This window comes from Mycolicibacterium bacteremicum, assembly GCF_002086115.1.
Lineage (GTDB): Bacteria > Actinomycetota > Actinomycetes > Mycobacteriales > Mycobacteriaceae > Mycobacterium > Mycobacterium bacteremicum.
Map to the genome: position 1 here is coordinate 299607 of NZ_MVHJ01000001.1, position 23860 is coordinate 323466.

General features: G+C 70.0%; 22 protein-coding genes. 14 read left to right on the top strand and 8 right to left on the bottom strand.

The features are described 5' to 3' along the window. The first annotated feature begins 19 nt into the window (after window positions 1-19). Window positions 20-763, top strand: a complete 744-nt coding sequence (locus BST17_RS01370) for a DUF4333 domain-containing protein (RefSeq protein WP_083054810.1) — start codon at window positions 20-22, stop codon at window positions 761-763. Window positions 764-840: 77 nt separating this feature from the next. On the opposite strand, the gene BST17_RS01375 is transcribed toward BST17_RS01370, so the two are convergent. Beyond that, window positions 841-1836: a 5'-3' exonuclease gene (locus BST17_RS01375; protein WP_083054812.1), complete on the bottom strand. Its 996-nt coding sequence runs from the start codon at window positions 1834-1836 to the stop codon at window positions 841-843. An 11-nt stretch (window positions 1837-1847) separates the two neighbouring features. Between BST17_RS01375 and BST17_RS01380 the strand changes: the two genes are divergently transcribed. Further along, window positions 1848-3002, top strand: coding sequence for a M24 family metallopeptidase (locus BST17_RS01380; RefSeq protein WP_207573545.1), 1155 nt, complete (start codon window positions 1848-1850; stop codon window positions 3000-3002). Window positions 3003-3005: 3 nt separating this feature from the next. Here the strand turns inward: BST17_RS01380 and BST17_RS01385 are convergent, their stop codons facing one another. After that, window positions 3006-3419, bottom strand: a complete 414-nt coding sequence (locus BST17_RS01385; RefSeq protein WP_083054814.1) for a F420-dependent biliverdin reductase — start codon at window positions 3417-3419, stop codon at window positions 3006-3008. A gap of 35 nt (window positions 3420-3454) precedes the next feature. On the opposite strand from BST17_RS01385, the gene BST17_RS01390 reads away from it, so the two are divergent. From BST17_RS01390 to BST17_RS01405, 4 genes are all read left to right on the top strand, one after another. Then, window positions 3455-4198, top strand: coding sequence for an SDR family NAD(P)-dependent oxidoreductase (locus BST17_RS01390; protein ID WP_083054816.1), 744 nt, complete (start codon window positions 3455-3457; stop codon window positions 4196-4198). A gap of 61 nt (window positions 4199-4259) precedes the next feature. Then, entirely contained in the window at window positions 4260-5423 is a 1164-nt protein-coding gene (gene cbiE, locus BST17_RS01395; protein ID WP_083054818.1) for a precorrin-6y C5,15-methyltransferase (decarboxylating) subunit CbiE, read from the top strand. Further along, a complete protein-coding gene (gene cobM, locus BST17_RS01400; RefSeq protein WP_083054820.1) occupies window positions 5420-6181 on the top strand; it encodes a precorrin-4 C(11)-methyltransferase in 762 nt (253 codons plus the stop codon). The genes cbiE and cobM overlap by 4 nt, the downstream gene beginning before the upstream one ends. Then, window positions 6181-6906: a cobalt-precorrin-6A reductase gene (locus BST17_RS01405; protein ID WP_083054822.1), complete on the top strand. Its 726-nt coding sequence runs from the start codon at window positions 6181-6183 to the stop codon at window positions 6904-6906. The genes cobM and BST17_RS01405 overlap by 1 nt, the downstream gene beginning before the upstream one ends. On the opposite strand, the gene BST17_RS01410 is transcribed toward BST17_RS01405, so the two are convergent. The 5 genes from BST17_RS01410 to BST17_RS01430 all read right to left on the bottom strand — a co-directional run bounded on the left by BST17_RS01410 (window position 6903) and on the right by BST17_RS01430 (window position 12393). Then, the gene (locus tag BST17_RS01410) at window positions 6903-7943 is read right to left on the bottom strand and encodes a phosphotransferase family protein (protein ID WP_234807491.1); all 1041 of its coding nucleotides are present in this window, start codon (window positions 7941-7943) and stop codon (window positions 6903-6905) included. The two genes, BST17_RS01405 and BST17_RS01410, sit on opposite strands and share 4 nt — an antisense overlap. 51 nt (window positions 7944-7994) lie before the next feature. Beyond that, on the bottom strand, window positions 7995-9479 hold the full coding sequence (locus BST17_RS01415; RefSeq protein WP_234807492.1) for a precorrin-2 C(20)-methyltransferase: 1485 nt from the start codon (window positions 9477-9479) through the stop codon (window positions 7995-7997). Continuing rightward, window positions 9476-10102 carry a precorrin-8X methylmutase gene (locus tag BST17_RS01420; RefSeq protein ID WP_083055269.1) on the bottom strand — a complete coding sequence of 209 codons (627 nt, stop codon included), beginning with the start codon at window positions 10100-10102 and terminating at the stop codon, window positions 9476-9478. The genes BST17_RS01415 and BST17_RS01420 overlap by 4 nt, the downstream gene beginning before the upstream one ends. Window positions 10103-10111: 9 nt before the next feature. Continuing rightward, window positions 10112-11254, bottom strand: a complete 1143-nt coding sequence (cobG, locus tag BST17_RS01425) for a precorrin-3B synthase (protein ID WP_083054826.1) — start codon at window positions 11252-11254, stop codon at window positions 10112-10114. A 197-nt stretch (window positions 11255-11451) separates the two neighbouring features. Continuing rightward, window positions 11452-12393 (bottom strand): TauD/TfdA dioxygenase family protein, encoded by a 942-nt coding sequence (locus BST17_RS01430; RefSeq protein WP_083054828.1) that lies wholly within the window; start codon window positions 12391-12393, stop codon window positions 11452-11454. Between the two features lie 380 nt (window positions 12394-12773). Between BST17_RS01430 and cobN the strand changes: the two genes are divergently transcribed. The 3 genes from cobN (at window position 12774) to BST17_RS01445 (ending at window position 17225) form a co-directional block, all read left to right on the top strand. Further along, entirely contained in the window at window positions 12774-16367 is a 3594-nt protein-coding gene (gene cobN / locus BST17_RS01435; RefSeq protein ID WP_083054830.1) for a cobaltochelatase subunit CobN, read from the top strand. 16 nt (window positions 16368-16383) lie between these two features. Then, complete coding sequence (locus BST17_RS01440) at window positions 16384-16767, top strand: PPOX class F420-dependent oxidoreductase (protein ID WP_083054832.1); 384 nt, start codon at window positions 16384-16386, stop codon at window positions 16765-16767. A 71-nt stretch (window positions 16768-16838) separates the two neighbouring features. Continuing rightward, entirely contained in the window at window positions 16839-17225 is a 387-nt protein-coding gene (locus BST17_RS01445; RefSeq protein WP_083054834.1) for a PPOX class F420-dependent oxidoreductase, read from the top strand. Window positions 17226-17247: 22 nt separating this feature from the next. Here the strand turns inward: BST17_RS01445 and BST17_RS01450 are convergent, their stop codons facing one another. Then, a complete protein-coding gene (locus BST17_RS01450; protein WP_083055272.1) occupies window positions 17248-17862 on the bottom strand; it encodes a TetR/AcrR family transcriptional regulator in 615 nt (204 codons plus the stop codon). 89 nt (window positions 17863-17951) lie between these two features. Here BST17_RS01450 and BST17_RS01455 point away from each other — a divergent pair, with 89 nt between their 5' ends. From BST17_RS01455 to BST17_RS01475, 5 genes are read left to right on the top strand one after another with little or no spacing between them, the layout of a single operon-like run. Continuing rightward, entirely contained in the window at window positions 17952-19124 is a 1173-nt protein-coding gene (locus BST17_RS01455; RefSeq protein ID WP_083054836.1) for an aromatic ring-hydroxylating oxygenase subunit alpha, read from the top strand. 57 nt (window positions 19125-19181) lie between these two features. After that, complete coding sequence (locus BST17_RS01460) at window positions 19182-19700, top strand: FxsA family protein (protein ID WP_083054838.1); 519 nt, start codon at window positions 19182-19184, stop codon at window positions 19698-19700. A gap of 12 nt (window positions 19701-19712) precedes the next feature. Then, window positions 19713-21311, top strand: coding sequence for an amidohydrolase (locus BST17_RS01465; RefSeq protein ID WP_083054840.1), 1599 nt, complete (start codon window positions 19713-19715; stop codon window positions 21309-21311). Next, complete coding sequence (gene lnt, locus BST17_RS01470; RefSeq protein WP_083055275.1) at window positions 21304-23058, top strand: apolipoprotein N-acyltransferase; 1755 nt, start codon at window positions 21304-21306, stop codon at window positions 23056-23058. The genes BST17_RS01465 and lnt overlap by 8 nt, the downstream gene beginning before the upstream one ends. Beyond that, window positions 23055-23858 (top strand): polyprenol monophosphomannose synthase, encoded by an 804-nt coding sequence (locus tag BST17_RS01475; protein WP_083054842.1) that lies wholly within the window; start codon window positions 23055-23057, stop codon window positions 23856-23858. The genes lnt and BST17_RS01475 overlap by 4 nt, the downstream gene beginning before the upstream one ends. Window positions 23859-23860: the final 2 nt, after the last annotated feature.

The window sequence follows — 23860 nt, forward strand, 5'->3', positions numbered from 1 at the left end:
CCCGGATCAAGGAGACACGATGAGCGGACCGCAGGGATCTGACCCCACGCAGGCGTGGTCGGGTCAGCCGCCGCAGTCCGGCGGCACCCCGCCGCCCGGTGAGCAGCCCGCCTGGCAACCGCCTCCCACCCCCGAGCAACCCGCGCAGGAGACCCCGGCCTGGGGTCAGCCGCCGGCCTACCAGGCGCCGCAGTACCCGCAGTATCAGCAGCCCGGTCAGCCCGCCTACGGTCAGCCGCAGCAGTACCCGCAGCACGACCAGTACGGCCAGCAGCCGACCGGCTATGCGCCGCAGGGTTACCCGCAGTACGGCCAGCAACCCGGCCAGCCCTACGGTCAGCAGCCACAGTACGGTCAGCCCGGACAGTACGACCCGTCCCAGCAGTACTCGCCGTACGGTCAGCCCGGTGCCGAGGAGGGCTCCAAGAAGTCGCTGGCCGTCATCGGCAGCGTCATCGGCGGGCTGGCGCTGGTGATCGTCATCGCGGTGCTGGTGCTCGGTTTCTGGAAGCCCGGATTCTTCGTGACCACCACGCTGGACGTGGACGCCGCGCAGACCGGTGTGCAGCAGATCCTGACCGACGAGGCCAACGGCTACGGTGCCAAGAACGTCAAGGATGTCAACTGCAACGGCGGGGTGAGCCCCGAGGTGCGTAAGGGCGACACCTTCACCTGCCAGGTCAGCATCGATGGCACCAAGCGTCAGGTCACCGTGACCTTCCAGGACGACAACGGCACCTACGAGGTCGGCCGACCCAAGTAGCAATATCTGCGCCGCGAGCGACCGCGGACTGCGCGATGCGACCGCGTGTCGCCGTGCAGACGCGGTCGCTCGCGGTGTCAGGGCAGTTTGTCGAGCGCCTTCTGCAACCGACCGATCGAGGACATCACGCCGTACTCCTCGGCCAGCGCCGCGACGCGGGCCGGATCGGCCGCCGACAGCGGCAACGTGTCGGCGGGCCGCGACAACGTGACCGGTGCATCGAGTGCCACCCGGACCACGGGCTCGGCGGCGACGATGTAGTCCTGTGCGGCCAGCAGCTTCTTCCGTTGTGCGGTCGGCACACTCGATGACGGATCGGCTGCCGCGGCGACGATCGCGTCCAGCGAACCGTGCTGGGCCAGCAGCGTCGCCGCGGTCTTCTCGCCGATCCCGGCGACCCCGGGCAGCCCGTCGGAGGGATCCCCGCGCAGCAGTGCCAGCTCGGCGTAGGCGGCGCCGGCGCGCTCGACCGGGACGGCGTAGGTCTCGGCGACCTCGGCCGGGCCGAAGAGCACCGCCTTGGCCAGCCCGCGGCCGATGTAGAACACCCGCACCGGTACCGGATCGTCCCCGACCAGTTGCAGCAGGTCCCGGTCACCGCTGACCACCACCACCGGGTCCTGTCGCTCGGCGGCGGCCAGGGTGCCCAGCACATCGTCGGCCTCGTAACCGGGCGCGCCGGCGGTGGCGATCCCGAAGGCGTCCAGCATCGCCATGATCATCTCGACCTGCGGGGTGAGGTCATCGGGGACCTCCTCGACGTCGGGGGTGCCGTCGGGCAGCGCCTCTTCGACGCGGTGCGCCTTGTAGGAGGGGATGCGCTCCACCCGCCACTGCGGGCGCCAGTCCAGGTCCAGGCACACCACCAGCCGGCCCGGCCGGTGCGTGGTCACCAGCGCGGCGATGTTGTCGATGAATCCGCGCAGCGCATTGACGGGTCGGCCGTCGGGGGCGGTGATCGAGGACGGCACCCCGAAGAACGAGCGGAACCACATGCTGGCGCCGTCGAGCAGCAGGACGGGGCGATCCCCGGGAGCGAGCGAGGCGGAGCGGTGCGGTCCGGAATCGGGCATCGCACTAGCCTATGGGTATGGCCACCGCCGGGGACACCGCCCGTTTCAGCACCGATGTCTACGCCCACCGCCTACGTGAAGCCGCCGCCGGGGCGGCCGCCGCCGGGCTGGCCGGGCTCATCATCACGCCCGGCTACGACCTGCGCTATCTCGTCGGGTCCCGGGCGCAGACCTTCGAACGGCTGACCGCGCTGGTCCTACCCGCCGACGGGTCGGCGCCGACGGTCGTGGTGCCGCGCCTGGAACTGGCCGCGTTGCGCGAGTCCGCGGTCCCCGAACTCGGTGTGACGGTGCGGGATTGGGTCGACGGAGAAGATCCCTACGCGCTGGTGGCCGCGGCGATCGGCGGGCCGGGGACCCGCTCGCCGGCGACGGCGGTCACCGATTCGATGCCCGCGCTGCACTTACTGCCCCTGGCCGACGTGTTGGGGACGGTGCCGGTGCTGGCCACCGATGTGTTGCGGCGGTTGCGGATGATCAAGGATCCCGCCGAGGTGGACGCGCTGCGCAAGGCCGGCGCGGCGATCGACCGGGTGCACGCCCGGGTCCCCGAGTTCCTGGTGCCCGGCCGCACCGAGGCCGACGTCGCTGCCGATATCGCCGAAGCAATTGTCGCCGAGGGACATTCGGAGGTGGCGTTCATCATCGTGGGATCCGGTCCCAACGGCGCCGACCCGCACCACGAATGCTCGGACCGCACCTTGGCCGCCGGCGATATCGTCGTCGTCGACATCGGCGGACCCTATGCACCCGGCTACAACTCCGACTCCACCCGCACCTACAGCCTGGGCGAACCCGATGCCGAGGTGGCCCGCCGCTACGCAGTGCTGCAGCGGGCGCAGGCCGACGCGGTGGCCGCGGTGCGTCCCGGGGTCAGCGCCGAGTCGGTCGACGCCGCCGCCCGCGACGTGTTGGCCGCGGCGGGATTGGCAGAGGCGTTCGTGCACCGCACCGGGCACGGCATCGGGTTGTCGGTGCACGAGGAGCCCTACATCGTGGCGGGCAACGACATCATGCTGGAGCCCGGTATGGCGTTCTCGGTGGAGCCCGGAATCTATTTCGCCGGCCAGTGGGGCGCCCGGATCGAGGACATCGTCATCGTCACCGAGGATGGCGCCGAGTCGGTGAACAACCGCCCGCACGATCTGGTCGTGGTGCCGGTATAGGCCTCAGGTCTCGCTGCGGTCCAGCAGGGACGAGGAGCCCAGCACCCGCTCGATCCGCACCGTGATGACGACACGGCGCGGATTGACCCGCGGCGTGCGATACCGCTGCGCGTACCGCAATTCGGCATCGCGCACATCGTCGGGATCGCCGCTGACGGTGGCCGTTCCCTCCAGCGACAGCCACCGCGCACCGTCGACCTGGCTGAGCACGGCCACACCGCGCTCCTTGGCGTTGACGGCCTTCTGCGAACCGCCGGTGGTGATTACCCGGGCCAGGTGGGTCGTCGGGTCGAAGGTGAATCCGACCGCGACCACATGCGGGGAGTTGTCACCGCGCAGGGTGGTCAGCATGGCCAGATGACGCTCGGTCAGGAATGCCAGCGCGTCATTGGTCAGTCGGGTGGTTGCCTTGCCCATCGGGGTCCACGCTAGCGCAGGACATAATCACTGCCATGGAGGACACGGGCTACGTCGTCATATTCGGCGGTCGCAGCGAGATCGGCGTGGAGGTGGCGAAGCGGTTGGCGCCCGGGCGGAAGGTGGTGCTGGCCGCCCGCCGGGCCGACGAGCTGGTGGACGAGATTGCCGCGGTGCGGGCAGCCGGCGCGTCGGAGGTGCATGTCCAAGAGTTCGATGCCGACGACATCGCCTCACACCGCGAAGTTCTCATGTCGATTGTTCGCGCACACGGCACGCTCTGGGGCACGGCTGTGTTGGCATTCGGCGTGCTCGGCGACCAGGAGCGCGCTGCAATGGATGCGGCGCATGCCGTGGCGATCGTGCACACCGACTTCGTGGCCCAGGTCAGTTTGCTCACCGAGCTGCTCGCCCTGTTGAGCTTGGGGCCCATGAGAATGGTTACGTTCTCGTCGATCGCCGGGGTGCGGGTACGCCGAGCGAACTATGTCTACGGTTCAGCCAAAGCAGGCCTCGACGGCTTCTGCAGCGGCTTTGCCCAACTGGCTCCGGGATTTGGGCGGCACCTGCTGGTCGTCCGGCCGGGGTTCGTGATCGGGCGGATGACCGAGGGCATGGAACCGGCACCGTTCTCCAGCACCCCGGCGCAGGTGGCCGATGCGACGGTGCGTGCGCTCCACGGCCGCCGCCGCAGCGTGTGGGTGCCCTGGCAGGTGGGGGTGATCGCCGCGGTGTTCCGGATCTTGCCCGGCCCGATTTGGCGGAGGCTGCCGCGGTGATGAGCGCCTGCGCGAAGAACCAAGGACACCGATGAGCGCCTGCGCGAAGAACAGAAGACAAATGATCATCGTCGTCGGTATCGGCGCGGACGGCATGGCCGGGCTGTCACCCGCGTCGGCCACTGAACTGCGAGGCGCCACCGTGATTTACGGTGCGCCCCGGCAACTCGACATGCTCGACGCGACGATCACGGCGCAGCGTCGGCCCTGGCCGTCGCCGCTGCTGGACGCGCTACCGACGCTGTTCGACGGACTGGATACCGTCCACGTCGTGGCGTCGGGAGATCCGATGCTGCACGGTATCGGCGCCACGTTGATCCGGGTGTTCGGCGCCGATGCCGTGCGGGTGTTACCGCACGTGTCGTCGGTGACGCTGGCCTGCGCCCGGCTGGGTTGGCCGGTACACGACACCGAGGTGATCAGCCTGGTCACCGCGGATCCGTCCACCGCGGTGCGGCGCGGCGGTCGGGCGGTGGTGCTCAGCCGTGACGGCACCACCGCGGCCTCCCTGGCCCGGTCGCTGACCGACGCCGGCCGCGGTGCGTCCGAGTTCACCGTGCTCGAGCATCTCGGTGGTCCCGACGAGCGGATCACGACGGCGGTCGCCCGCGAATTCGATTCGACCGTGCGCGATCTCAACGTCATCGCCGTGCGGTACCTGCCTGATGACCGCCGCGCGCACGCCCTGCCCGACGAGGCGTTCGCCCATGACGGGCAGATCACCAAACAGACCGTGCGGGCGGTCACCCTGGCCGCGTTGGGACCGCGCCCCGGCGAGGTGTTGTGGGATGTCGGTTCCGGCTCGGGCAGTGTCGCGGTGGAATGGTGCCGCAGCGCGCCGGGCTGCCGGGCGGTGGCCTTTGAGCGCGATGCGCAGCGACGTGACCGGATCGCGGCCAACGCCAAAGCGTTCGGGGTCCGGGTCGACGTACAGCCGGGTGCGCCGGCGGCGTTCGGCGACCTGGCTGCGCCTGCGGTGGTGTTCATCGGCGGCGGGGTGACCCAGCCCGGGTTGTTGCAGGCCTGTGTCGACCGACTGCCCGAAGGTGGCAGGCTGGTGGCCAACGCCGTCACGGTGGAATCGGAAGCCTTCTTGGCACAGTGGTATTCGGAGAGAGGTGGCGAATTGCGACGCTTCCAGCACTACCAGGGCGGGGCGGTCGGTGGCTTCACCGCGTGGCGTCCGACGCTGCCGGTGACCCAGTGGGTGTGGGTGAAACAGTGACCGTCTACTTCATCGGGGCCGGGCCCGGCGCGGCGGACCTGATCACCGTCCGGGGCCAGCGGGTGCTCAGCCAGAGCCCGGTCTGCCTGTACGCCGGGTCGATCATGCCCCAGGATCTGCTGGCGTTGTGCCCCGCCGGTGCGCGGGTGATCGACACCGGGCCGCTGACCCTGGATCAGATCATCGATGAGATCGCCGCAGCCGATGCCGCCGGGCACGACGTGGCGCGGCTGCATTCGGGCGATCCGTCGCTGTATTCCGCACTCGCCGAACAGTGTCGCCGCCTCGATGCGCTGGGGATCGGTTACGAGGTGGTCCCCGGCGTCCCGGCGTTCGCCGCCGCGGCGGCGGCGCTGGGTCGCGAGCTGACCGTGCCCGGTGTGGCGCAGACCGTGACGCTGAGCCGGGTCGCGACGCTGTCGACCGCGATGCCCGAGCGGGAATCATTGGCCGCCTTGTCGGCGCCGGGGGCGACCCTGGTGCTGCACCTGGCCGCCGCCCAGGCCGACACCATCGTCGCCGATCTCACCGGGCCGGGCGCCGGCTATACCGCCGAAACACCCTGCGCGGTGGTGGCGTACGCCAGCTGGCCGGCCGAGCAGGTGGTGCGCTGCGCGCTCGGTGAGCTGGCCGACCAGCTACGCGCCGCCGGCATCACCAAGACCGCGGTGATCATCGTCGGCGATGTCCTGGCCGCCGAGGGATTCACCGACAGCTACCTGTATTCGACGGGCCGCCGGCGCGGGAGCCGGCACTAGTGCGCATCCTGTTGCTGGGCGGTACCGGCGAGGCGCGGGCATTGGCCGCGCGGTTGCACCCCGGGGTCGCGGTGATCAGCTCGCTGGCCGGCCGGGTGCCCGATCCGGCGCTGCCGGTCGGCGAGGTGCGCATCGGCGGATTCGGTGGCGTCGATGGGTTGGCCGACTGGTTGACCGGCAACGACATCACCGCCGTCGTCGATGCGACCCATCCCTTCGCGGCCACCATCACTGCGAACGCGGCACGCGCCGCCGCACGGGTGGGCCTGCCTCACGTGGTGCTGGCGCGCCCGGCCTGGCCGCCCGGTGACGCCATCGTGGTACCGACCGACACCGCGGCCGCGGACACCGTCACCCGCAACGGATATCGGCGGGTGTTCCTCACCACCGGACGGTCGGGGACCGCGGCCTTCCGCGAGGTCGACGCCTGGTTCCTGATCCGCGCCGTGACCGCACCCGAACCCGAGCTGCTGCCCGCCCGGTACCGGATGGTGCTCTCGCGTGGCCCATATCACGTCGACGGCGAGCTGGAGCTGTTGCGCGACAACGACATCGACGCACTGGTCACCAAGAACAGTGGCGGGTCGATGACCCGCGCGAAACTCGACGCCGCCGCGCGGGCGGGTGTCGCGGTGATCATGGTCGACCGTCCGCCGTTACCGGCCGGGGTGGCGTGCGTGGATACCGTCGACGCGGCGGTCGACTGGGTGCGCGCCCGCGGTTAGATCAGTTCCAGGGTGCCCAGCTCGCGGATCGCCCGGCAGGATCGCTCGGCCATGGCCAGCATCATCTCGTCGCCGCGGTCGGTGGACGTCGCGAAGGCGACGCCGAAGGCGATGATCAGCGGCGCCTGCACCATGCCGAGACAGTAGTCACGCCAACAGGTCTCGACGTCATAGTCGGCGACGCCGAGCTGCACCAGGCCCGCGTGGTATTCGGCCACCAGATCGCGCTCGGCGGCCGCGCGGGCGGCGGGTTCCAGGCTGGTGCCGGTGAAATAGGCGAGATCGCGCGCGGGCAGACCGACCCCGAGGGTCTGCCAGTCGACGATCGTCACCGTGGTGCGTTGCGGATCGAAGAGCATGTTGTCGAGCCGATAGTCGCCGTGCAGCAGGGCGAACCGGTTCGGTTCGGTGAGCAGCCACGGGGTCACCAGCGCCATGGATGCCGCCAGGGTGGCGCGGTCGTCGGCGGTCATCCGGTCGCCGAGGCGTTCCAGGGTGGTCTCGGTCGCGATCTTGGCGACCTCACCCATACCGGCGGCCATCGCGGCGTCCGGCTTGGGCATGGCGATACCGGGGAAGTCGGTCAGCGCGGTGTCGCACCAGCTGGGTGCGTGCAGTCCGGCCAGCGCGCGGGCGCCCAGCGCGGCCTCCTCGGCGGAGCAGCCCGCAATCTGATCGCCCTGCTGCGCAGGTGCCATATCGGCCAGCAGCAGCACGAATTCGGCTCCATCCCCGTCGATTTCGCAGTGATAGCTGCGTGGGACGGGCACCTGCACCAGGTCGGCCACGTGGCGGTAGAAGGCGTGTTCGGAGCGGTAGCCGATGGCGACCCGATCGCGCACGGTGTCGTCCTGCGACGGCAGCTTGATCGCGAAGGTACCGGGCAGGTCTGTCGGGCCGGCGTAGTCGACGGTCAGCCGATAGGTCGCGCCGGTCTGTCCGGTACCGATCGGCATGATGTCGACACCGTCGACCTGCGTGCCCAGCACGCCCGTCAGCCAGTGCGCCGTCACGTCATCAGGTGTGCGCGGGATCACGTGCGGACAGTAAACCTCACACTGACGCGTGTCAACGATTCTCGACAGGCGTCAGTGTGGGTAGGTGCGCGGGGTGAACACCACGTCACCGTGCACCTGGGTCTGCGACGACCCGATGATCAGCAGGCAGCGCATGTCGACATCGCCGGGGTCGAGCGCGCCGAGGGTCACCACCCGGACGCTCTCGTTCGGCCCGGCCACATCCCGCCCGATCACCACCGGGGTCTCCGGTGACCGGTGCTCGAGCAGCAACTCGCGCATGGCGCCGACCTGCCAGGTCCTGGTCTTCGAGGCCGGGTTGTAGATCGCGATCGCCAGATCCGCCGCGGCCGCGGCGCTGATCCGCTTGGCGATGATGTCCCATGGTTTGAGCCGGTCCGACAGCGAGATCACCGCATAGTCGTGGCCCAGCGGCGCACCGACCCGGCTGGCCACGGCGTTGGCGGCCGTCATGGCCGGGATCACCCGCACCGGCACATCCGGCCAGTGCACGGCCTCCTCGAGCACCGCGGTCGCCATCGCGAAGACGCCGGGGTCACCGGAGGACACCACCACGACCGAGCGGCCCTGCCGGGCGAGCTCGCACGCGAGCCGCGCCCGGGCCGGCTCGTCGGTGTTGTCGCTGGCGTGCCGGGTCTGCCCGGTGCGGGCGCCGACCCGGTCCAGGTAGGGGAAGTAGCCGATGAGGTCGGTCGCGGCGGCCAGCTCGCGACGCGCCTGCGGGGTGATCCAGTCCAGATCACCGGGTCCCAGACCCACCACCGCCACGCTGCCGCCCGGCCGTGGGGCGGCCGCCGCACCGGGCAGCATGACGATGGAGAAGTACGGTACCGAGTCCTCGTCGACGTCCGCGGCGGCCATTACCCGCTGCTGGTCGGTGCTGGCCCGTTCCACATAGAACGCTCGGTCCAATCGGTGCGTCTCCGAAAGCGCCTCTCGCACTTCGGAAAAGGACTTTCCCAGCTTCATGACGACCGCGGCGTCGGTGTCGGCGAGGCGGCGGGTGAGCTCGGCGGCGGGCAGCGTCCCGGGCAGGATGGTGAGCACCTCGTCGCCCTGCACCAACGGGGTGCTGGTCGCCGCGGCGGCCGCGCTCACCGAGGTCACGCCGGGGACGATGACGGCGCGGAACTGCTGCGTCAGCCGGGTGTGCATGTGCATATAGGAGCTGTAGAACAGCGGATCGCCCTCGGCGAGCAGGGCGACGTTGCGGCCGGCGCGCAGATGTACGGCGATGCGTTCGGCCGACGCGGCGTAGAAATCCTCCATCGCGCCGTCGTACCCGCCGGGATGCTCGGTGGTCTCGGTGGTCACCGGGTAGACCAGGTGCTCCTCGATCTGGCCCTCGCGCAGATAGGGTTCGGCGATCCGGCGCGCGATACTGCGACCGTGGCGGGCGCTGTGATACGCCACCACATCGGCCTCGCCGATCACCCGGGCGGCCTTGACCGTCACCAGTTCCGGGTCGCCGGGGCCGAGCCCGACCCCGAACAGCGTCCCTCCGGTGGTCCCGGGCGTCATTTTTGCCTCACTCATTCGCGTTCGCTCGCAATCGCATTCACCGCTGCTGCGGCCATCGCGCTGCCGCCACGGCGACCGGTCACGACCAGGTAGGCGATGCCGCGGGGGCGGGCGATCAGTTCGTCCTTGGACTGCGCGGAGCCGACGAAGCCCACCGGTCCGCCGAGCACCGCGGCCGGGACGGGCGCACCCTCGTCGATCAGCTCGAGCAGCCGGAACAGCGCGGTCGGGGCGTTGCCGATCGCCAACACCGCGCCCTCGAGACGGTCGGCCCAGATGTCGACGCCGGCCGCCGATCGGGTGCTGCCGAGCCGGGCGGCGACCTCGGGGGCGCGCGGGTCGGCAACCAGTGAGATCACCTCGTTGTCGGCAGGCAGCCGCGAGCGGGTGATACCGGCGGCCACCATCGACGAGTCACACAGCACCGGGGCGCCGGCTGCCAGTGCCGCGGCGGCGCGGGTCACCACGTCGGGGGTGAAGGCGACGTGTTCGGTGACATCGGTCTGACCGCAGGTGTGGATCAGGCGGACGACGACGCGGGCGACATCGGTGGGGAACCGGTCCAGGTCGGCCTCGGCGCGGATGGTCGCGAACGATTCACGGTAGATCTCCGCGGCGTCGCGGATGTATTCGAGCACCCGCATACCCTACGTGTGGCGCGGTCGGTATCCGTCCGCGGAGGCCACCAGCACCTGGGCGCCCCGGGGTGCACCGCAGCCACGCTCGCAGCCGACGAAATGGCGGTGCCCGGCGGCCTCGGCGGCGGTCCCACCCCCCGCCTCGGTGGCCGCGGCCGTCGCGTCGGCACGTACATCGGTGATCGACCGCTCACAGCCCGGGCTGCCCGCGCAGGCGCTGATCGTCAGCCACGGTGAGTGTTCGTCGAACACCAGGCCCAGCGGGGCCAGCACCCGCAGCGCGGTGTCGGCGACCCCCTCCTCGAGGTCACATACCAGGATCGAGCGCCAGGGGGTGATCACCAACGGGGCCTCGACAGCGGCCAGGAACTCCGCGGTGCGGGCCGGCAGCACACCGAGGGGTACCACCGCGGCCAGGGTGATGCGCTGCTCATCCCCGGTCTGCTCGATCCAGCCGACCGGCCCGCGGGCGGTGTCGGTGACCGTCAACCGCCGCGGTGCGGGCACGTCGACGGGATAGCCGGCCACCAGGATCGCCGGGTCGTCGAGTTCCTCGACCCGCCAGCGCTTTCCGCGATACAGCTGGAAGCGCGACGCGATCTCCACCAGGGTGGGTACCGCCTGCTCGGGGGCCAGGCGCACACCGGTGTCGGCCCCGGCCAGCAGCAGTGCGACACCGGCGTCGGTCACCTGCAGGCCCACGTCGGTGCGCAGCCCGGCGACATCGCCACGGCCGTCGTCGATGGAGAACCAGAACCGGCCGGGCAACCGGGCCAGCCCGGGGTCGCGTTGCAGTGCGGTGTCGAGGTCGTGGACCCACCCGCGCACATCCCGGAGCCCACCACTGCGGCCCGAGAGCGGGGACGAGACGATGTTGCGCACCCGCTCGTGCTCGGGGGAGGGCAGCAGGCCCGCGGCCGCCACTGCATCGGCCACCCGCCCGGTGTCGGTGATACCGCGGATCTGCACGCTGCCGCGCGAGGTGAGCTCCAACGAGCCGTTGCCGCAGTCGGCGGCCAGATGCGCCAGCGTCGCGAGCGCCTCGGCACCGAGGAACCCTCCGGGCAGGCGCACCCGCGCCAGTGCGCCGTCGGCGGCCTGGTGGACCTGCAGGGCACCGGGGCAGGCGTCCTGGTCGCGGGATCGGCTCACGTCTTCACCGTACTGCTCCGCCGTCGGTTCGGCGGCTCCGCCGGGACCGATTCGCGCCGCCGTGCCGCGCCGTCACGAAAGCCGCAGTGCGCTCGGCGTTCCCACCGTTCAGGTCCCCTGTGCCGTGGATGTGTCGGTGCCGCCCCCGCTGCCCCGCCGGCGAGCTCAGTGCGGGCGTCCCGGTGCGCCGGGCGCGGTCAGCTCGCCTTCGCGTGCCGGCCGGGCAGCGGGTCCACGACCGCGGAGTACCGCGTCGCGTCGCCGGCGACGACACGGCTGGGCCGGCCCTGCACGTCGACGGGGATGTCACCGGCCAGTGTCACCCGGCTGAGACGGCGGAACTGGTCGTCGTAATCGGACACCGCGTAGTGCTGGGTCGCCCGGTTGTCCCAGATGGCCAGGTCGCCGAGCTGCCAGTTCCACCGAACCGTGTTCTCCAGCTTGGTGATCCGTGTCTGCAGCAGGTCGAACAGCGCGGCCGACTCGGTGGCGCCCAGTCCGACGAACCGCTTGACGAAGTGCCCGAGCAGCAACACCCGCTCACCGCTCTCCGGGTGCACGCGCACCACCGGGTGCTCGGTCTCGAAGTACTCGGACTCGAATTCGGCGCGGTGCTCACGCACCGTGTCGGCGAGCTGTTCGTGCCGGCCGTCGTAGTCGGCGGCGTAGTCGTACTTGTTGGTGTGCACCGCCCACAGGTTCTCCGCCAGCAGGCGCAGCGGCTCGGGCAGCTGGGTGTAGGCCGTCGCGGTGTTCGCCCACACCGTCGTGCCGCCGTACTCGGGCAGCGCGACGGCGCGCAGCAACGAGGCCTTCGGAACACGGTCGACGAAGGTCACGTCGGTGTGCCAACTGTTGGCCTTGTCGTAGCGCGAGTCGATGGGCAGCACCCGCGTCCCCCGGGACAGCACCGTGGGGTGTGCGGCGGTGGTGGTGCCCAGACGCTGCGCGAAGGCGAGCTGACCGTCGTCGTCGAGATGGTCCTGGTTGCGGAAGAAGATCACCTTGTGGGTGAGCAGGGCGGAGTTGATCGCCGCCACCGTCGCCTCGTCGAGGTCACCGGAGAGTCGGACACCGTCGATCCGGGCACCGATGTGCGCGCCGAGTTTCACCACATCCAGGGAGGTACGAGTGCTCATGGCTCCATTGCGCCAGCCGTCGCCGAGCCTGTAAACGGTTTCGCCAACCCCGATCTAAAGTCCGGAAACCGCAGCTCACGGTGCCGCACGGCGGGGATTTGTGAGGTGTGGCACACCAAGATCAGAGCTGTCTGCTCACGCACAGAACACCGTTTCTGCAGGCCATGGGCGCTAGCTTCGATGCAGCAACACGGTACCGCCGGTACCCCATACGAAAGGAGGCGATCGTCATGGCCTCACTGATCGCCATCGGACTCGGCGTGGCCCTCGTGGTCGCCGCCATCACCACCCCATACCGGGACTCCTGGTACGGGCGTTGGAGCCGATCCGAACACTGACCGGCAGACCACGCGCCGCGCGTGGTGAGGCAGGATTGAGCGGTGCCGACCGTGCTGCTGCTCTCGACGTCCGATACCGATCTCATCACCGCGCGTGCCAGTGGCGCCGACTTCCGCTGGGCCAATCCGTCCCGGCTGCTGCAGGACGAGCTTGCGCGTGAGTTGAGCGAGCTGCTCGACGGCGTCGACATTGCGGTGGTGCGCATCCTCGGTGGTTACCGTTCGTGGCAGGACGGAATCGACGCCGTGGTCGCCAGCGGCGTGCCGACCGTGGTGCTCTCCGGCGAACAGTCTCCCGACGCCGAACTGATGCGGCACTCGACCGTGCCGGCCGGCGTCGCGCTGGAGGCACACGTTTATCTGGCCCAGGGCGGCACCGAGAATCTGCGCGGTCTACATGCGTTCCTGTCCGACACCGTGCTGATGACCGGCGAGGGCTTCGATCCGCCGGTGGCCATCCCGACCTGGGGTCAGCTCGAGCGCACCGCGGCACCCAACCCGGACGGGCCGACGGTGGCGGTGCTGTACTACCGCGCCCAGCATCTGGCCGGGAACACCGGCTACATCGAATCGCTCTGCGAGGCCATCGAATCCGCGGGCGGCCGGGCGCTGCCGGTGTACTGCGCCTCGCTGCGCACCGCCGAATCCGAACTCCTCGAGCTGCTCGGCACCGCCGACACGCTGATCACCACGGTGCTGGCGGCCGGCGGTGCGACGCCGGCCGCGGTCGCGGCCGGCGGCAACGACGACGGGTGGAACGTCGCGCATCTGGCCGCCCTGGACGTGCCGATCCTGCAGGGGCTGTGCCTGACCAGTTCGCGGGCGAAATGGTCGGAGAACGACGACGGCCTGTCCCCGCTCGATGTCGCCACCCAGGTCGCCGTGCCCGAGTTCGACGGCCGCATCATCACGGTGCCGTTCTCGTTCAAGGAGATCGACGACGAGGGCCTGATCACCTACACCGCCGACCCCGAGCGCTGCGCCCGGGTGGCCGGTCTGGCCGTGCGGCACGCGCGGCTGCGGCACGTGCCGGCCGCCGAGAAGCGGATCGCCCTGGTCTTCTCGGCCTACCCGACCAAACACGCCCGCATCGGCAATGCCGTCGGCTTGGACACCCCGGCCAGCGCGGTGGCACTGCTGCGCGCCCTGCGCGAACACGGCGTCGACATCGGTGAGGTACCCGGGGTGGACGCCGGCGATGGTGACGCCCTGGTACACGCCCTCATCGAACGCGGGGGACAGGACCCCGACTGGCTCACCGAGGAGTCGTTGGCCGGCAACCCGATCCGGGTGTCGGCCGCGGACTACCGGGCGTGGTTCGCGACCCTGCCGGACGATTTCGCCGCGGCCGTGGTTCAGCACTGGGGCCCGCCGCCGGGCGAACTGTTCGTCGACCGCAGCCAGGATCCGGACGGCGAGATCGTGGTCGCGGCAATGCAGTCCGGCAACACCGTCATCCTGGTGCAGCCGCCGCGCGGGTTCGGTGAGAACCCGGTGGCCATATACCACGATCCGGACCTGCCGCCCAGCCACCACTATCTGGCCGCCTACCGCTGGCTCGACGACAGCTTCTCCAACAGCTTCGGCGCCGATGTCGTCGTGCATCTGGGCAAGCACGGCAACCTGGAGTGGCTGCCCGGCAAGACGTTGGGGATGAGCGCCGAATGCGGCACCGACGCCGCCCTGGGCGACCTGCCGCTGGTGTATCCGTTCCTGGTCAACGATCCCGGCGAGGGCACCCAGGCCAAGCGCCGCGCACACGCCACCCTGGTCGACCATCTGATCCCGCCGATGGCCCGCGCCGAGACCTACGGCGACATCGCGCGACTGGAGCAGTTGCTCGACGAGCACTCCAATGTCTCCACACTCGACCCCGCCAAGCTGCCCGCCATCCGTCAGCAGATCTGGACGCTGATGCGCGCGGCGAAGATGGATCACGATCTGGGCCTGGAGGATCGGCCCGACGAGGATTCGTTCGACGACATGCTGCTGCACGTCGACGGCTGGTTGTGCGAGATCAAGGATGTCCAGATCCGCGACGGTCTGCACATCCTGGGCCTGGCCCCGGCCGAGGAGTCCGAACTGGACCTGGTGTTGGCGATCCTGCGCGCCCGCCAGCTGTTCGGCGGCGAGCAGACCGTCCCCGGCCTGCGCCAGGCCCTCGGACTGACCGAGGACGGCACCGACGATCGGGGGAGCGTCGATGATGCCGAAGAGGCGGCCCGCGCGCTGGTCGCCGGTCTGCAGGCCGCCGACTGGGACGCCGGGGCGGTGGACGGGCTGACCGACGACCCGGTGGTCGCCGAGATCCTGCGCTTCGCGGCCACCGAGGTGGTGCCCCGGCTGCGCGCCACCGCCGGCGAGATCGATGCGGTGCTCAAGGCGATCGACGGGCACTACATCGCCGCGGGGCCGTCGGGATCCCCGTTGCGCGGGCTGGTCAATGTGCTGCCCACCGGCCGCAACTTCTACTCGGTGGACCCCAAGGCCGTGCCGTCCCGGCTGGCCTGGGAAACCGGTGGTGCGCTTGCCGATTCGCTGTTGCAGCGGTACCGCGCCGATCACGGCCGCTGGCCCGAGTCGGTGGGTCTGTCGGTGTGGGGGACCTCGGCGATGCGCACCTCGGGCGACGATATCGCCGAGGTGCTCGCCCTGCTCGGGGTACGCCCCATCTGGGATGACGCCTCCCGGCGCGTCGTCGACCTGGAGGCCATCTCACCGGCCGAACTCGGCAGACCCCGCATCGATGTGACGGTGCGCATCTCCGGGTTCTTCCGCGATGCGTTCCCGCACGTGGTGACGATGCTCGACGACGCGGTCGCGCTGGTGGCCGGGCTGGACGAGCCCGCCGAAGACAACTACGTCCGTGCGCACGCGCTGGCCGACCTCGCCGAGCACGGTGATCAACGCCGCAGCACCACAAGGATCTTCGGCTCCAAGCCGGGCACCTACGGCGCCGGTCTGCTGCAACTGATCGACAGCCGCAATTGGCGTGACGACGCCGACCTCGCCGAGGTGTACACCGCGTGGGGCGGCTTCGCCTACGGCCGCGGGCTGGACGGCGCCGCGGCATCGGAGGACATGAATCGGGCGTACCGCCGGATCGCAGTGGCCGCCAAGAACACCGACACCCGCGAACACGACATCGCCGACTCCGACGACTACTTCCAGTACCACGGCGGCATGATCGCCACCGTCCGCGCGCTCACCGGCAAGGATCCGGCCGCCTACATCGGTGACAACACCCGTCCCGACGCGGTGCGCACCCGCACCCTGAGCGAGGAGACCACCCGGGTGTTCCGCGCCCGGGTGGTCAATCCGCGCTGGATCAACGCGATGCGTAGACACGGCTACAAGGGCGCGTTCGAGATGGCGGCGACGGTGGACTATCTGTTCGGTTACGACGCCACCGCCCACGTCATGTCGGACTGGATGTACGAACAGCTCAGCCAGACCTATGTGCTCGATGCCGAGAATCGCAAGTTCATGAACGAGTCCAATCCGTGGGCGCTGCACGGGATGGCGGAGCGACTGCTGGAGGCGGCCGGCCGCGGTATGTGGGCGCAGCCCGAGGCCGCCACCCTGGACGGGCTCAAGCAGGTGCTGCTGGAGACCGAGGGCGAGCTCGAGGGCTGACACTAGGATTCATCGCATGGCTCTCACCTTCGCCGATGTCGCCAAGGCCGACTATGTGCTGCTGACCACCTTCACCAAAGACGGCCGCCCCAAACCCACCGCGGTGTGGGCGGTCCCGGAGGGGGACCGGTTGCTGGTGCTCACCCAGGCGAGCGCGTGGAAGGTCAAGCGGATCCGCAACACCCCGCGGGTGACGGTGGCGGTCTGTGACCGCCGGGGTAACCCCAAGAGCGAGGCGGTGGACGCCGTGGCCGCCATCCTGGACCAGGACGCGCTGCGCCGAACCTACGAAGGGATCGGCAGGCGGTACGGGCTGTTCGGCAAGGTCTTCAATCTGTTCTCGAAGCTGCGCGGCGGGATGAAGAACAACCTGGCGCTGGAGTTGCGCGCGGCGGGCTGACCGATTCCCGCCGGCCGACGGCTCCGGCGCAACGTCGAGACCACGGTGGCCGGACATGGTGAACTGATGCCATGGCTCCGACCTTCGAAGATGTCTACCGCGAGAAGTACCTGCTGCTGACCACGTTCACCAAGGATGGGCGGCCCAAGCCGACGCCGGTGTGGGGCGTCCCGCACGAAGGCAAGCTGCTGATCAGCACCGATGACGGGTCGTGGAAGACCAAGCGAATCAACAACACGCCGCGGGTGACCATCCAGAAATGTGGCGTGCTCGGCAAGGTCAAGGGCGATCCCGTCGAGGCGGTGGCCCGTAATCTGCCGAAATCCGAGACCCGCCGGGTGTTCGACATGGTGACCCGCCGGTACTGGTGGCACGCCTGGTGGTGGATTCCGCAGGCCCTGATCCGGGGCGGGGTGGACAAGGTGCATGCCGCCATCGAGGTCAGTCCCGCCGACTGAGGTTCGGGTGCCGGGTGGCCCTCTACGGTGCGAGTTCGGTGATCGAGGCCGCGGTCACCGCCGGCGCCACCCAGCGGTGCAAGAACTCCCGCAGATCCGCGCCGCGGCGGCTGGGGCCGTCGGGGTCGAGGATGAAGGACTGCAGCACGCGCAGCATGAACTCGACGAGTTCGTCGAAGCGCGAGTCGGTGAATCCCGCTGCCGCCCAGTCGACATCGAAACGCTCCAGGATCGAGCGCCCGAACGCGATGGCCGTGTCGGCGGTCACGCCGACCGCGAATGCGCTGGCCCGCCCGGGCTGCATGACCAGGCCGAGATAGCGGTCGTGCGGTAGTTGTTCGAGGGTGTAGGCGATGCCTTCCACGACGGCGGTGGTGGGCTCGTCGATCGAATGCAGATCCGCGGCGAGGTGATCGAGGAAACCGCCGACCGAGGCCAGGGCGGTCGCCTGCAGTAATGCCTCCTGGGTGGCGAAATACCGGTAGACCGTCTGCCGGGTGATGCCGAGCGCGCTCGCGACATCGGAGATACTCACCGCCGCGCGCTCGTCGATCGACGCGCGGGCGGCGTCGATGATCCGCCGCGCCGCCTCGTCGTCATCGGCCGGTATGTCACCACCCCACCCGTGTCTACGCATGGACGCATCGTGCCATCCCGGCCCGCGGCGCGGATCGTCGTCCGCCATTTCTGAACATACAATCAGTGTCTGATGTATGTTCAGACTTCATGACCGCAATGACCGGATCGCCGGTGAGCAACCGCGATGAGGAACTGACCCGACGCGCACTGGCTCATGCCACCGCCAAGACCACCGACATGGCCGAGCGTGAACTGCGGGTCCCCCTGCACTACTACCGCGACCCCAAGATTACCGAGATCGAGGAAACCCAGATCCTGCGGCGGGTGCCGTTGGCCATCGTGCCGAGCGCACAGGTGGCCGGCATCAACGACTATGTCGTCCGGTCGGTGCTGGGGGATTCCCTGCTGGTCACCCGTGACCGGCACGGCCACAGCCACGTGTTCCTCAACTACTGCCGGCATCGTGGCGCCATGCCCGCCTGCGGATCGGGCAACGCCGCACGCTTCGTCTGCCCGTACCACGCCTGGAGCTACCGCAACACCGGTGAGTTGTTCGTGGTGCCGGGTCAGGCCGGCTTCGATTCGATGAACAAGGCCGACTACGGCCTGGTCGAACTGCCCAGTCAAGAACGCCACGGCTTCATCTGGGCGGTGCTGAGCGCGGACGCCGACATCGATGTCGACACCCACCTCGGACCGCTGGGGCCCGAACTCGCCCTGCTGGACTACGCGTCCTACGGCTATCACGGGGAGAAGGAGTTCACATCCCAGGTGTCCTGGAAGGGCGCGCTGGAAGCATTCGCGGAGGGGTACCACTTCCCGTTCGTGCACGGTGAGAGCGTCATCGGGCAGAACACCCTGCCCAACACCGGCGTCTACGACGAGTTCGGTAGGCACCACCGAATCGGGTTCCCATTCAACTGGATTCAGAATCTCGCCGACGACCCGTGCGGGTCGTGGGACCCGCACATGAACATGGGCGTCATCTACTGGGTCTATCCGAACCTCATCCTGGCCAACAGCCCGGTCGGCGTCGAGATCATCGACATGCTCCCGGCCGGCGAACCGACCCGGTGCACCGTGCGACACAGCTGGATGAGCCGGGTGCCCGCCGAGAACGACGAGATGCGGGCCAACTACGACCTAATCTTCGACGGTGTGCACGCCGCGGTGCGGGATGAGGACTTCGCCATGCTGCCACAGTGTGGCGAGGGTGTGCGCCACGGTCAGCACGACCACATGATCATCGGCCGTAACGAGATCGGCGTGCAGCACATGATCAGGGTGTTCGCCGCCGAACTGGGTGTCGCCCTGCACTGAGCGCCGGGCGCCGGGCCCGTCGTGGAACCCGCACGGACCGCCGTGCGTTGTCCGGACATGGCAATGCGGATGTTCCTGATCTACTTCCTCGTCGAACTGGCGGTGGTGGTCGGGCTGGTCTCCACCATCGGCTTCGGCTGGACAGTGCTGGCGATCATGGTGACCTTCGTGGTGGGGGTGGCGCTGGCCGGCTCGCAGGTCGCGCGGCACATCGCCCGGCTGCAGTCCGCGCTGAACACCCGCTCCGCATCGGGCGCGCTGGCCACCGACAGCGCGCTGGTCGCGCTCGGCGCCGTGCTGGTGGTGATCCCCGGCCTGGCCAGCTCGGCGCTCGGAGCGTTGTTGCTGCTGCCGCCGACCCGCCGCGTCGCCCGGCCGGTCGCCACCGCACTGGTCGGGCGCAAGCTGGCCGCGACCCCGCTGGTGATGACCTATCCGGCCGGCTTCCCGCGTCGGCAGGGGCCGGCCGGCGATTACGTCGACGGCGAGGTCATCGACGTCGTCGACGTGCAGGAACGCGGGGCCGCGCCGACCGATCCGACCGCACTGGAGCACCGCGTCATCCGACCCGATTAACGTGTCACCTTCGTGACGACTCTGTTGATCAACGGGCGGGTACACAGCCCGGCCGCCCCCGACGCCACCGCGATCGCCTTCAGCGACGGACCCGAAGGCGCGGTGGTGTGGCTCGGCGCCGACGACACCGCCCGATCGGAGTTCCCCGACGCCGAGACCGTGGATCTGGCCGGCGCCTTCGTGGCCCCGGCGTTCGTGGACAGTCACGTCCACCTGACCGCAACCGGCCTCAGCCTGACCGGACTGGACCTGCGGCAGGCGACCTCCCGTGCGCACTGTCTGAGGCTGATCGCCGAGTACGCCGCCGCCCACCCCGACGGCATCGTCTGGGGTTCAGGTTGGGATGAGTCGTCCTGGCCCGAACGCGCTGCGCCCAATACCGCCGACCTCGACGGTGTGCTCGGCAACCGGCCCGCCTATCTGAGTCGCATCGACGTGCACTCGGCCGTCGCCTCCACCGGGCTGCGCGCGGCGACCGCCGGACTGGACGCGGCCACCGGTTTCGATCCGCAGCGCCCACTCACCGCCGCCGCACACCACCTCGTCCGCGGTGCCGCCCGTGACCCGCTGACCGCCGAACAGCGCCACACCGCGCAGGTTGCGGCGCTGGATGCCGCCGCGGCACACGGGATCGTCGCCGTCCACGAGTGCGCGGGACCCGACATCGGCGGGCTCGACGACTGGCACGACGTACGGGCGCTGCAGCACGGTGTCGAGGTCACCGGCTACTGGGGCGAAGCCGTCGACAGCGCGGACGCCGCCCGCGCACTGCTGGAGTCCACCGGGGCGGCCGGTCTGGCCGGTGACCTGTTCGTCGACGGCGCGCTCGGCTCCCGCACCGCCTGGCTGCACCAGCCCTACGCTGACGCCGAACACAGCTGTGGCAACAGCTATCTCGACACCGGCCAGATCGCCGCGCATCTGCACGCCTGTACCGAGGCGGGTATCCCGGCCGGGTTCCACGTCATCGGCGACGCCGCCGTGGCCGCTGTCACCGACGCGGTGCGCAGCGTCGTCGACCGGTTCGGCGGGCCGGCCGTCGCACGCTGCGGGCACCGGCTCGAGCATCTGGAGATGGTCACCGCCGAACAGGCGGCCGACCTCGGACGCTGGGGCATCATCGGCAGCCTGCAGCCCAATTTCGACGCGCTGTGGGGCGGCCCCGAGGGCATGTACGCCCAGCGTCTGGGCACCGACCGGGCGGCGTTGCTGAATCCGTTCGCGCTGTTAGCATCCCAAGGCGTGCCCCTCGCCTTCGGCTCCGACAGCCCGGTGACCGGACTGCACCCCTGGGCCACGGTCCGCGCGGCGGTCCATCACCGCACGCCCGGTAGCGGGATCTCGGCCCGCGCGGCATTCGCGGCCGCGACCCGCGGCGGCTGGCGGGCCGGCGGCGTTCGCGACGGCATCACCGGCACGCTGGTGCCCGGCGCCCCTGCCTCGTACGCCATCTGGGAGACCGGACCGCTGGCGGTCAGCACACCGGCCGACGACGCCGCCGCCCGCTGGTCCACCGACCCGCGGTCACGGGTTCCGGCGCTGCCGAACCTGGACACCGCGCTACCGCGCTGTGTTCGGGCGGTGCATCGCGGCGCGGTGGTGCATGGCTGACGGTGCGCCGGGCCGGGCTGCCCGTTTTGTCGGCAGCGCCCGGCGCGCGCTGACCGCACGATGGGCCCGCCTGCTCGCCGCGACAGCCGGGGGCGCACTGCTCTACCTGAGCTTTCCGCCGGTGGGTTGGTGGTGGGCGGCCTTCCCGGCGCTGGCACTGTTCGGCTGGGTGCTCACCCGGGCCCAGACCACCCGCGCCGGCGGCTTCGGCTATGGACTGCTGTTCGGACTGGCGTTCACCCTGCCCCTGCTGCCATGGATCGGGCTGTTCGTGGGGACCGGGCCATGGCTCGCGCTGGCCCTGCTGGAAGCGCTGTTCCCGGCGCTGTTCGGTCTGCTGGCCGTGCTGGTTCGCGGCCTGCCGGGATGGCCGGTGTGGTTTGCCGCGGAATGGGCAGTGCAGGAATGGCTCAAGTCGACGATCCCGTTCGGCGGATTCCCGTGGGGTGTGGTCGGCTTCGGGCAGACCGAAGGCCCGTTGCTGCCGCTGGCGCAGATCGGCGGCGCGCCGCTGGTCTCGGTCGCCACCGCGCTGGTCGGATTCAGCCTCACCGCGTTGACGTTGGAGATCGCGCTGTGGTGGCGACACAGCCATCCGGGTCGCTCGCGGCGCCCCGGCGGCTCCGATGCCGCCCGACCGGAGGCGGTGCTGCCCGGTATGTGCATCTGCCTGGTGCTGCTGGCCACCGCACTGGTGTGGCCGGGCGTCCGCCAGTCCGGGATGGGCGCCGGTGAGCACCCCGCGGTGACGGTGGCCGCCGTGCAAGGCAACGTCCCCCGCCTGGGTCTCGACTTCAATGCCCAGCGCCGCGCGGTGCTCGACAATCACGTCGCCCAGACGATGCAGCTCGCCGAGGACGTCCGGGCCGGCCGGGCCCCGCAGCCCATGGTGGTGATCTGGCCGGAGAACTCCTCGGACATCGATCCGCTGCGCAACACCGATGCCGCCGAGCAGATCTCGGCGCCCGCCCGCGCGGTGCGCGCACCCATCCTGGTGGGCACCGTGCTGGCCGCGCCGGACTACACCCCGACCACACCGGTGACGACCAACTCGGTGCTGGTGTGGGATCCCGAGAACGGACCACAGGACCGCCACGACAAGCGCATCGTGCAGCCCTTCGGGGAGTACCTGCCGTGGCGTGACTTCTTCCGCACGTTCTCCTCCTACGCCGACCGTGCGGGCTATTTCGTCCCCGGCCATGACGACGGCGTGGTGCAGGCGGCCGGCATCCCGATCGGCGTGGCGACCTGCTGGGAGGTCATCTTCGACCGCGCGGTCCGCGAGTCGGTGCTCGGCGGTGCCCAGCTGCTCGCGGTGCCGAGCAACAACGCCACCTTCGACGAGACGATGAGCCGCCAACAATTGGCGTTCGCGCGACTGCGCGCCGTCGAGCACGACCGCTACGTCGTGGTCGCCGGTACCACCGGGATCAGTGCCGTGATCGCGCCGGACGGACACGAGCTGGCCCGCACCGAATGGTTCGAACCGGCCTACCTGGACACCGCCGTGAAGCTCCGGTCCAACATCACCTTCGCCACCGAGTGGGGGCCGGTGGTACAGGCGGTACTGGTGGGTATCGGCCTTGCCGCTGTGATCGCCGCCATGCTGCACAATGGGAAGTTCGTGCGCAGACGGCAGCCCGCCGCCGCGCGCACCGGACATGGCAGCTCCGACAGCGACGCGGCCGGCTCCGAGAACGACGTGGAACGGCCCGCCCAGGGCAGTGAGGACGAGAAGACAGCATGAGCACCATCGATGGCCCGGAGCAGACCTCCGGCTATCCCGCTTCTCCCAGTCAACGCACACTGGTCATCATTCCCACCTACAACGAGCGGGAGAACCTGCCGTTGATCGTGGGGCGGGTGCACGCTGCCGTACCGCACGTGCACATCCTGATCGTCGACGACGGCAGCCCGGACGGCACCGGCCAACTGGCCGACGAACTGTCGCTGGCCGACCCGGATCGTGTGCACGTCATGCACCGGATCAGCAAGGACGGCCTGGGCGCGGCCTATCTGGCCGGTTTCGCCTGGGGTTTGAGCCGGGAGTACTCCGTGCTGGTCGAGATGGATGCCGACGGCAGCCACGCACCCGAGGAGCTGGGCAGACTGCTGTCCGCCGTCGACGGGGGCGCCGATCTGGTGATCGGGTCGCGGTACGTGCCGGGCGGGGCGATCCGCAACTGGCCGCGGCGCCGGTTCGCGCTGTCCAAGACCGCCAACACCTACGCCCGGGTACTGCTCGGGGTGGGGATCAACGACATCACCGCCGGATACCGGGCCTACCGGCGCGAGGTGCTGGAGAAGATCGACCTGTCGGCGGTCGACTCGAAGGGTTACTGCTTCCAGATCGACCTGACCTGGCGGGCCATCAACGCCGGCTTCTCCGTGGTCGAGGTGCCGATCACCTTCTCCGAGCGCGAACTCGGGGTCTCGAAGATGAGCGGGTCGAACATCCGGGAGGCCATGTTCAAGGTGGCCGAGTGGGGTTTGCGCGGGCGCATCGACCGCGCCCGCGGCGTCACCAGCAAGCCCGCGCAGCTCTGAGG

What these genes read in the sequence shown, in the direction of transcription:
- BST17_RS01370 (WP_083054810.1), top strand. Translation starts at nt 20, where the DNA reads ATGAGCGGACCGCAGGGATCTGACCCCACGCAGGCGTGGTCGGGTCAG.
- BST17_RS01375 (WP_083054812.1), bottom strand. Translation starts at nt 1,836, where the DNA reads ATGCCCGATTCCGGACCGCACCGCTCCGCCTCGCTCGCTCCCGGGGAT.
- BST17_RS01380 (WP_207573545.1), top strand. Translation starts at nt 1,848, where the DNA reads ATGGGTATGGCCACCGCCGGGGACACCGCCCGTTTCAGCACCGATGTC.
- BST17_RS01385 (WP_083054814.1), bottom strand. Translation starts at nt 3,419, where the DNA reads ATGGGCAAGGCAACCACCCGACTGACCAATGACGCGCTGGCATTCCTG.
- BST17_RS01390 (WP_083054816.1), top strand. Translation starts at nt 3,455, where the DNA reads ATGGAGGACACGGGCTACGTCGTCATATTCGGCGGTCGCAGCGAGATC.
- cbiE (WP_083054818.1), top strand. Translation starts at nt 4,260, where the DNA reads ATGATCATCGTCGTCGGTATCGGCGCGGACGGCATGGCCGGGCTGTCA.
- BST17_RS01415 (WP_234807492.1), bottom strand. Translation starts at nt 9,479, where the DNA reads ATGAGTGAGGCAAAAATGACGCCCGGGACCACCGGAGGGACGCTGTTC.
- BST17_RS01430 (WP_083054828.1), bottom strand. Translation starts at nt 12,393, where the DNA reads ATGAGCACTCGTACCTCCCTGGATGTGGTGAAACTCGGCGCGCACATC.
- BST17_RS01440 (WP_083054832.1), top strand. Translation starts at nt 16,384, where the DNA reads ATGGCTCTCACCTTCGCCGATGTCGCCAAGGCCGACTATGTGCTGCTG.
- BST17_RS01445 (WP_083054834.1), top strand. Translation starts at nt 16,839, where the DNA reads ATGGCTCCGACCTTCGAAGATGTCTACCGCGAGAAGTACCTGCTGCTG.
- BST17_RS01450 (WP_083055272.1), bottom strand. Translation starts at nt 17,862, where the DNA reads ATGCGTAGACACGGGTGGGGTGGTGACATACCGGCCGATGACGACGAG.
- BST17_RS01455 (WP_083054836.1), top strand. Translation starts at nt 17,952, where the DNA reads ATGACCGCAATGACCGGATCGCCGGTGAGCAACCGCGATGAGGAACTG.
- BST17_RS01460 (WP_083054838.1), top strand. Translation starts at nt 19,182, where the DNA reads ATGGCAATGCGGATGTTCCTGATCTACTTCCTCGTCGAACTGGCGGTG.
- lnt (WP_083055275.1), top strand. Translation starts at nt 21,304, where the DNA reads ATGGCTGACGGTGCGCCGGGCCGGGCTGCCCGTTTTGTCGGCAGCGCC.
- BST17_RS01475 (WP_083054842.1), top strand. Translation starts at nt 23,055, where the DNA reads ATGAGCACCATCGATGGCCCGGAGCAGACCTCCGGCTATCCCGCTTCT.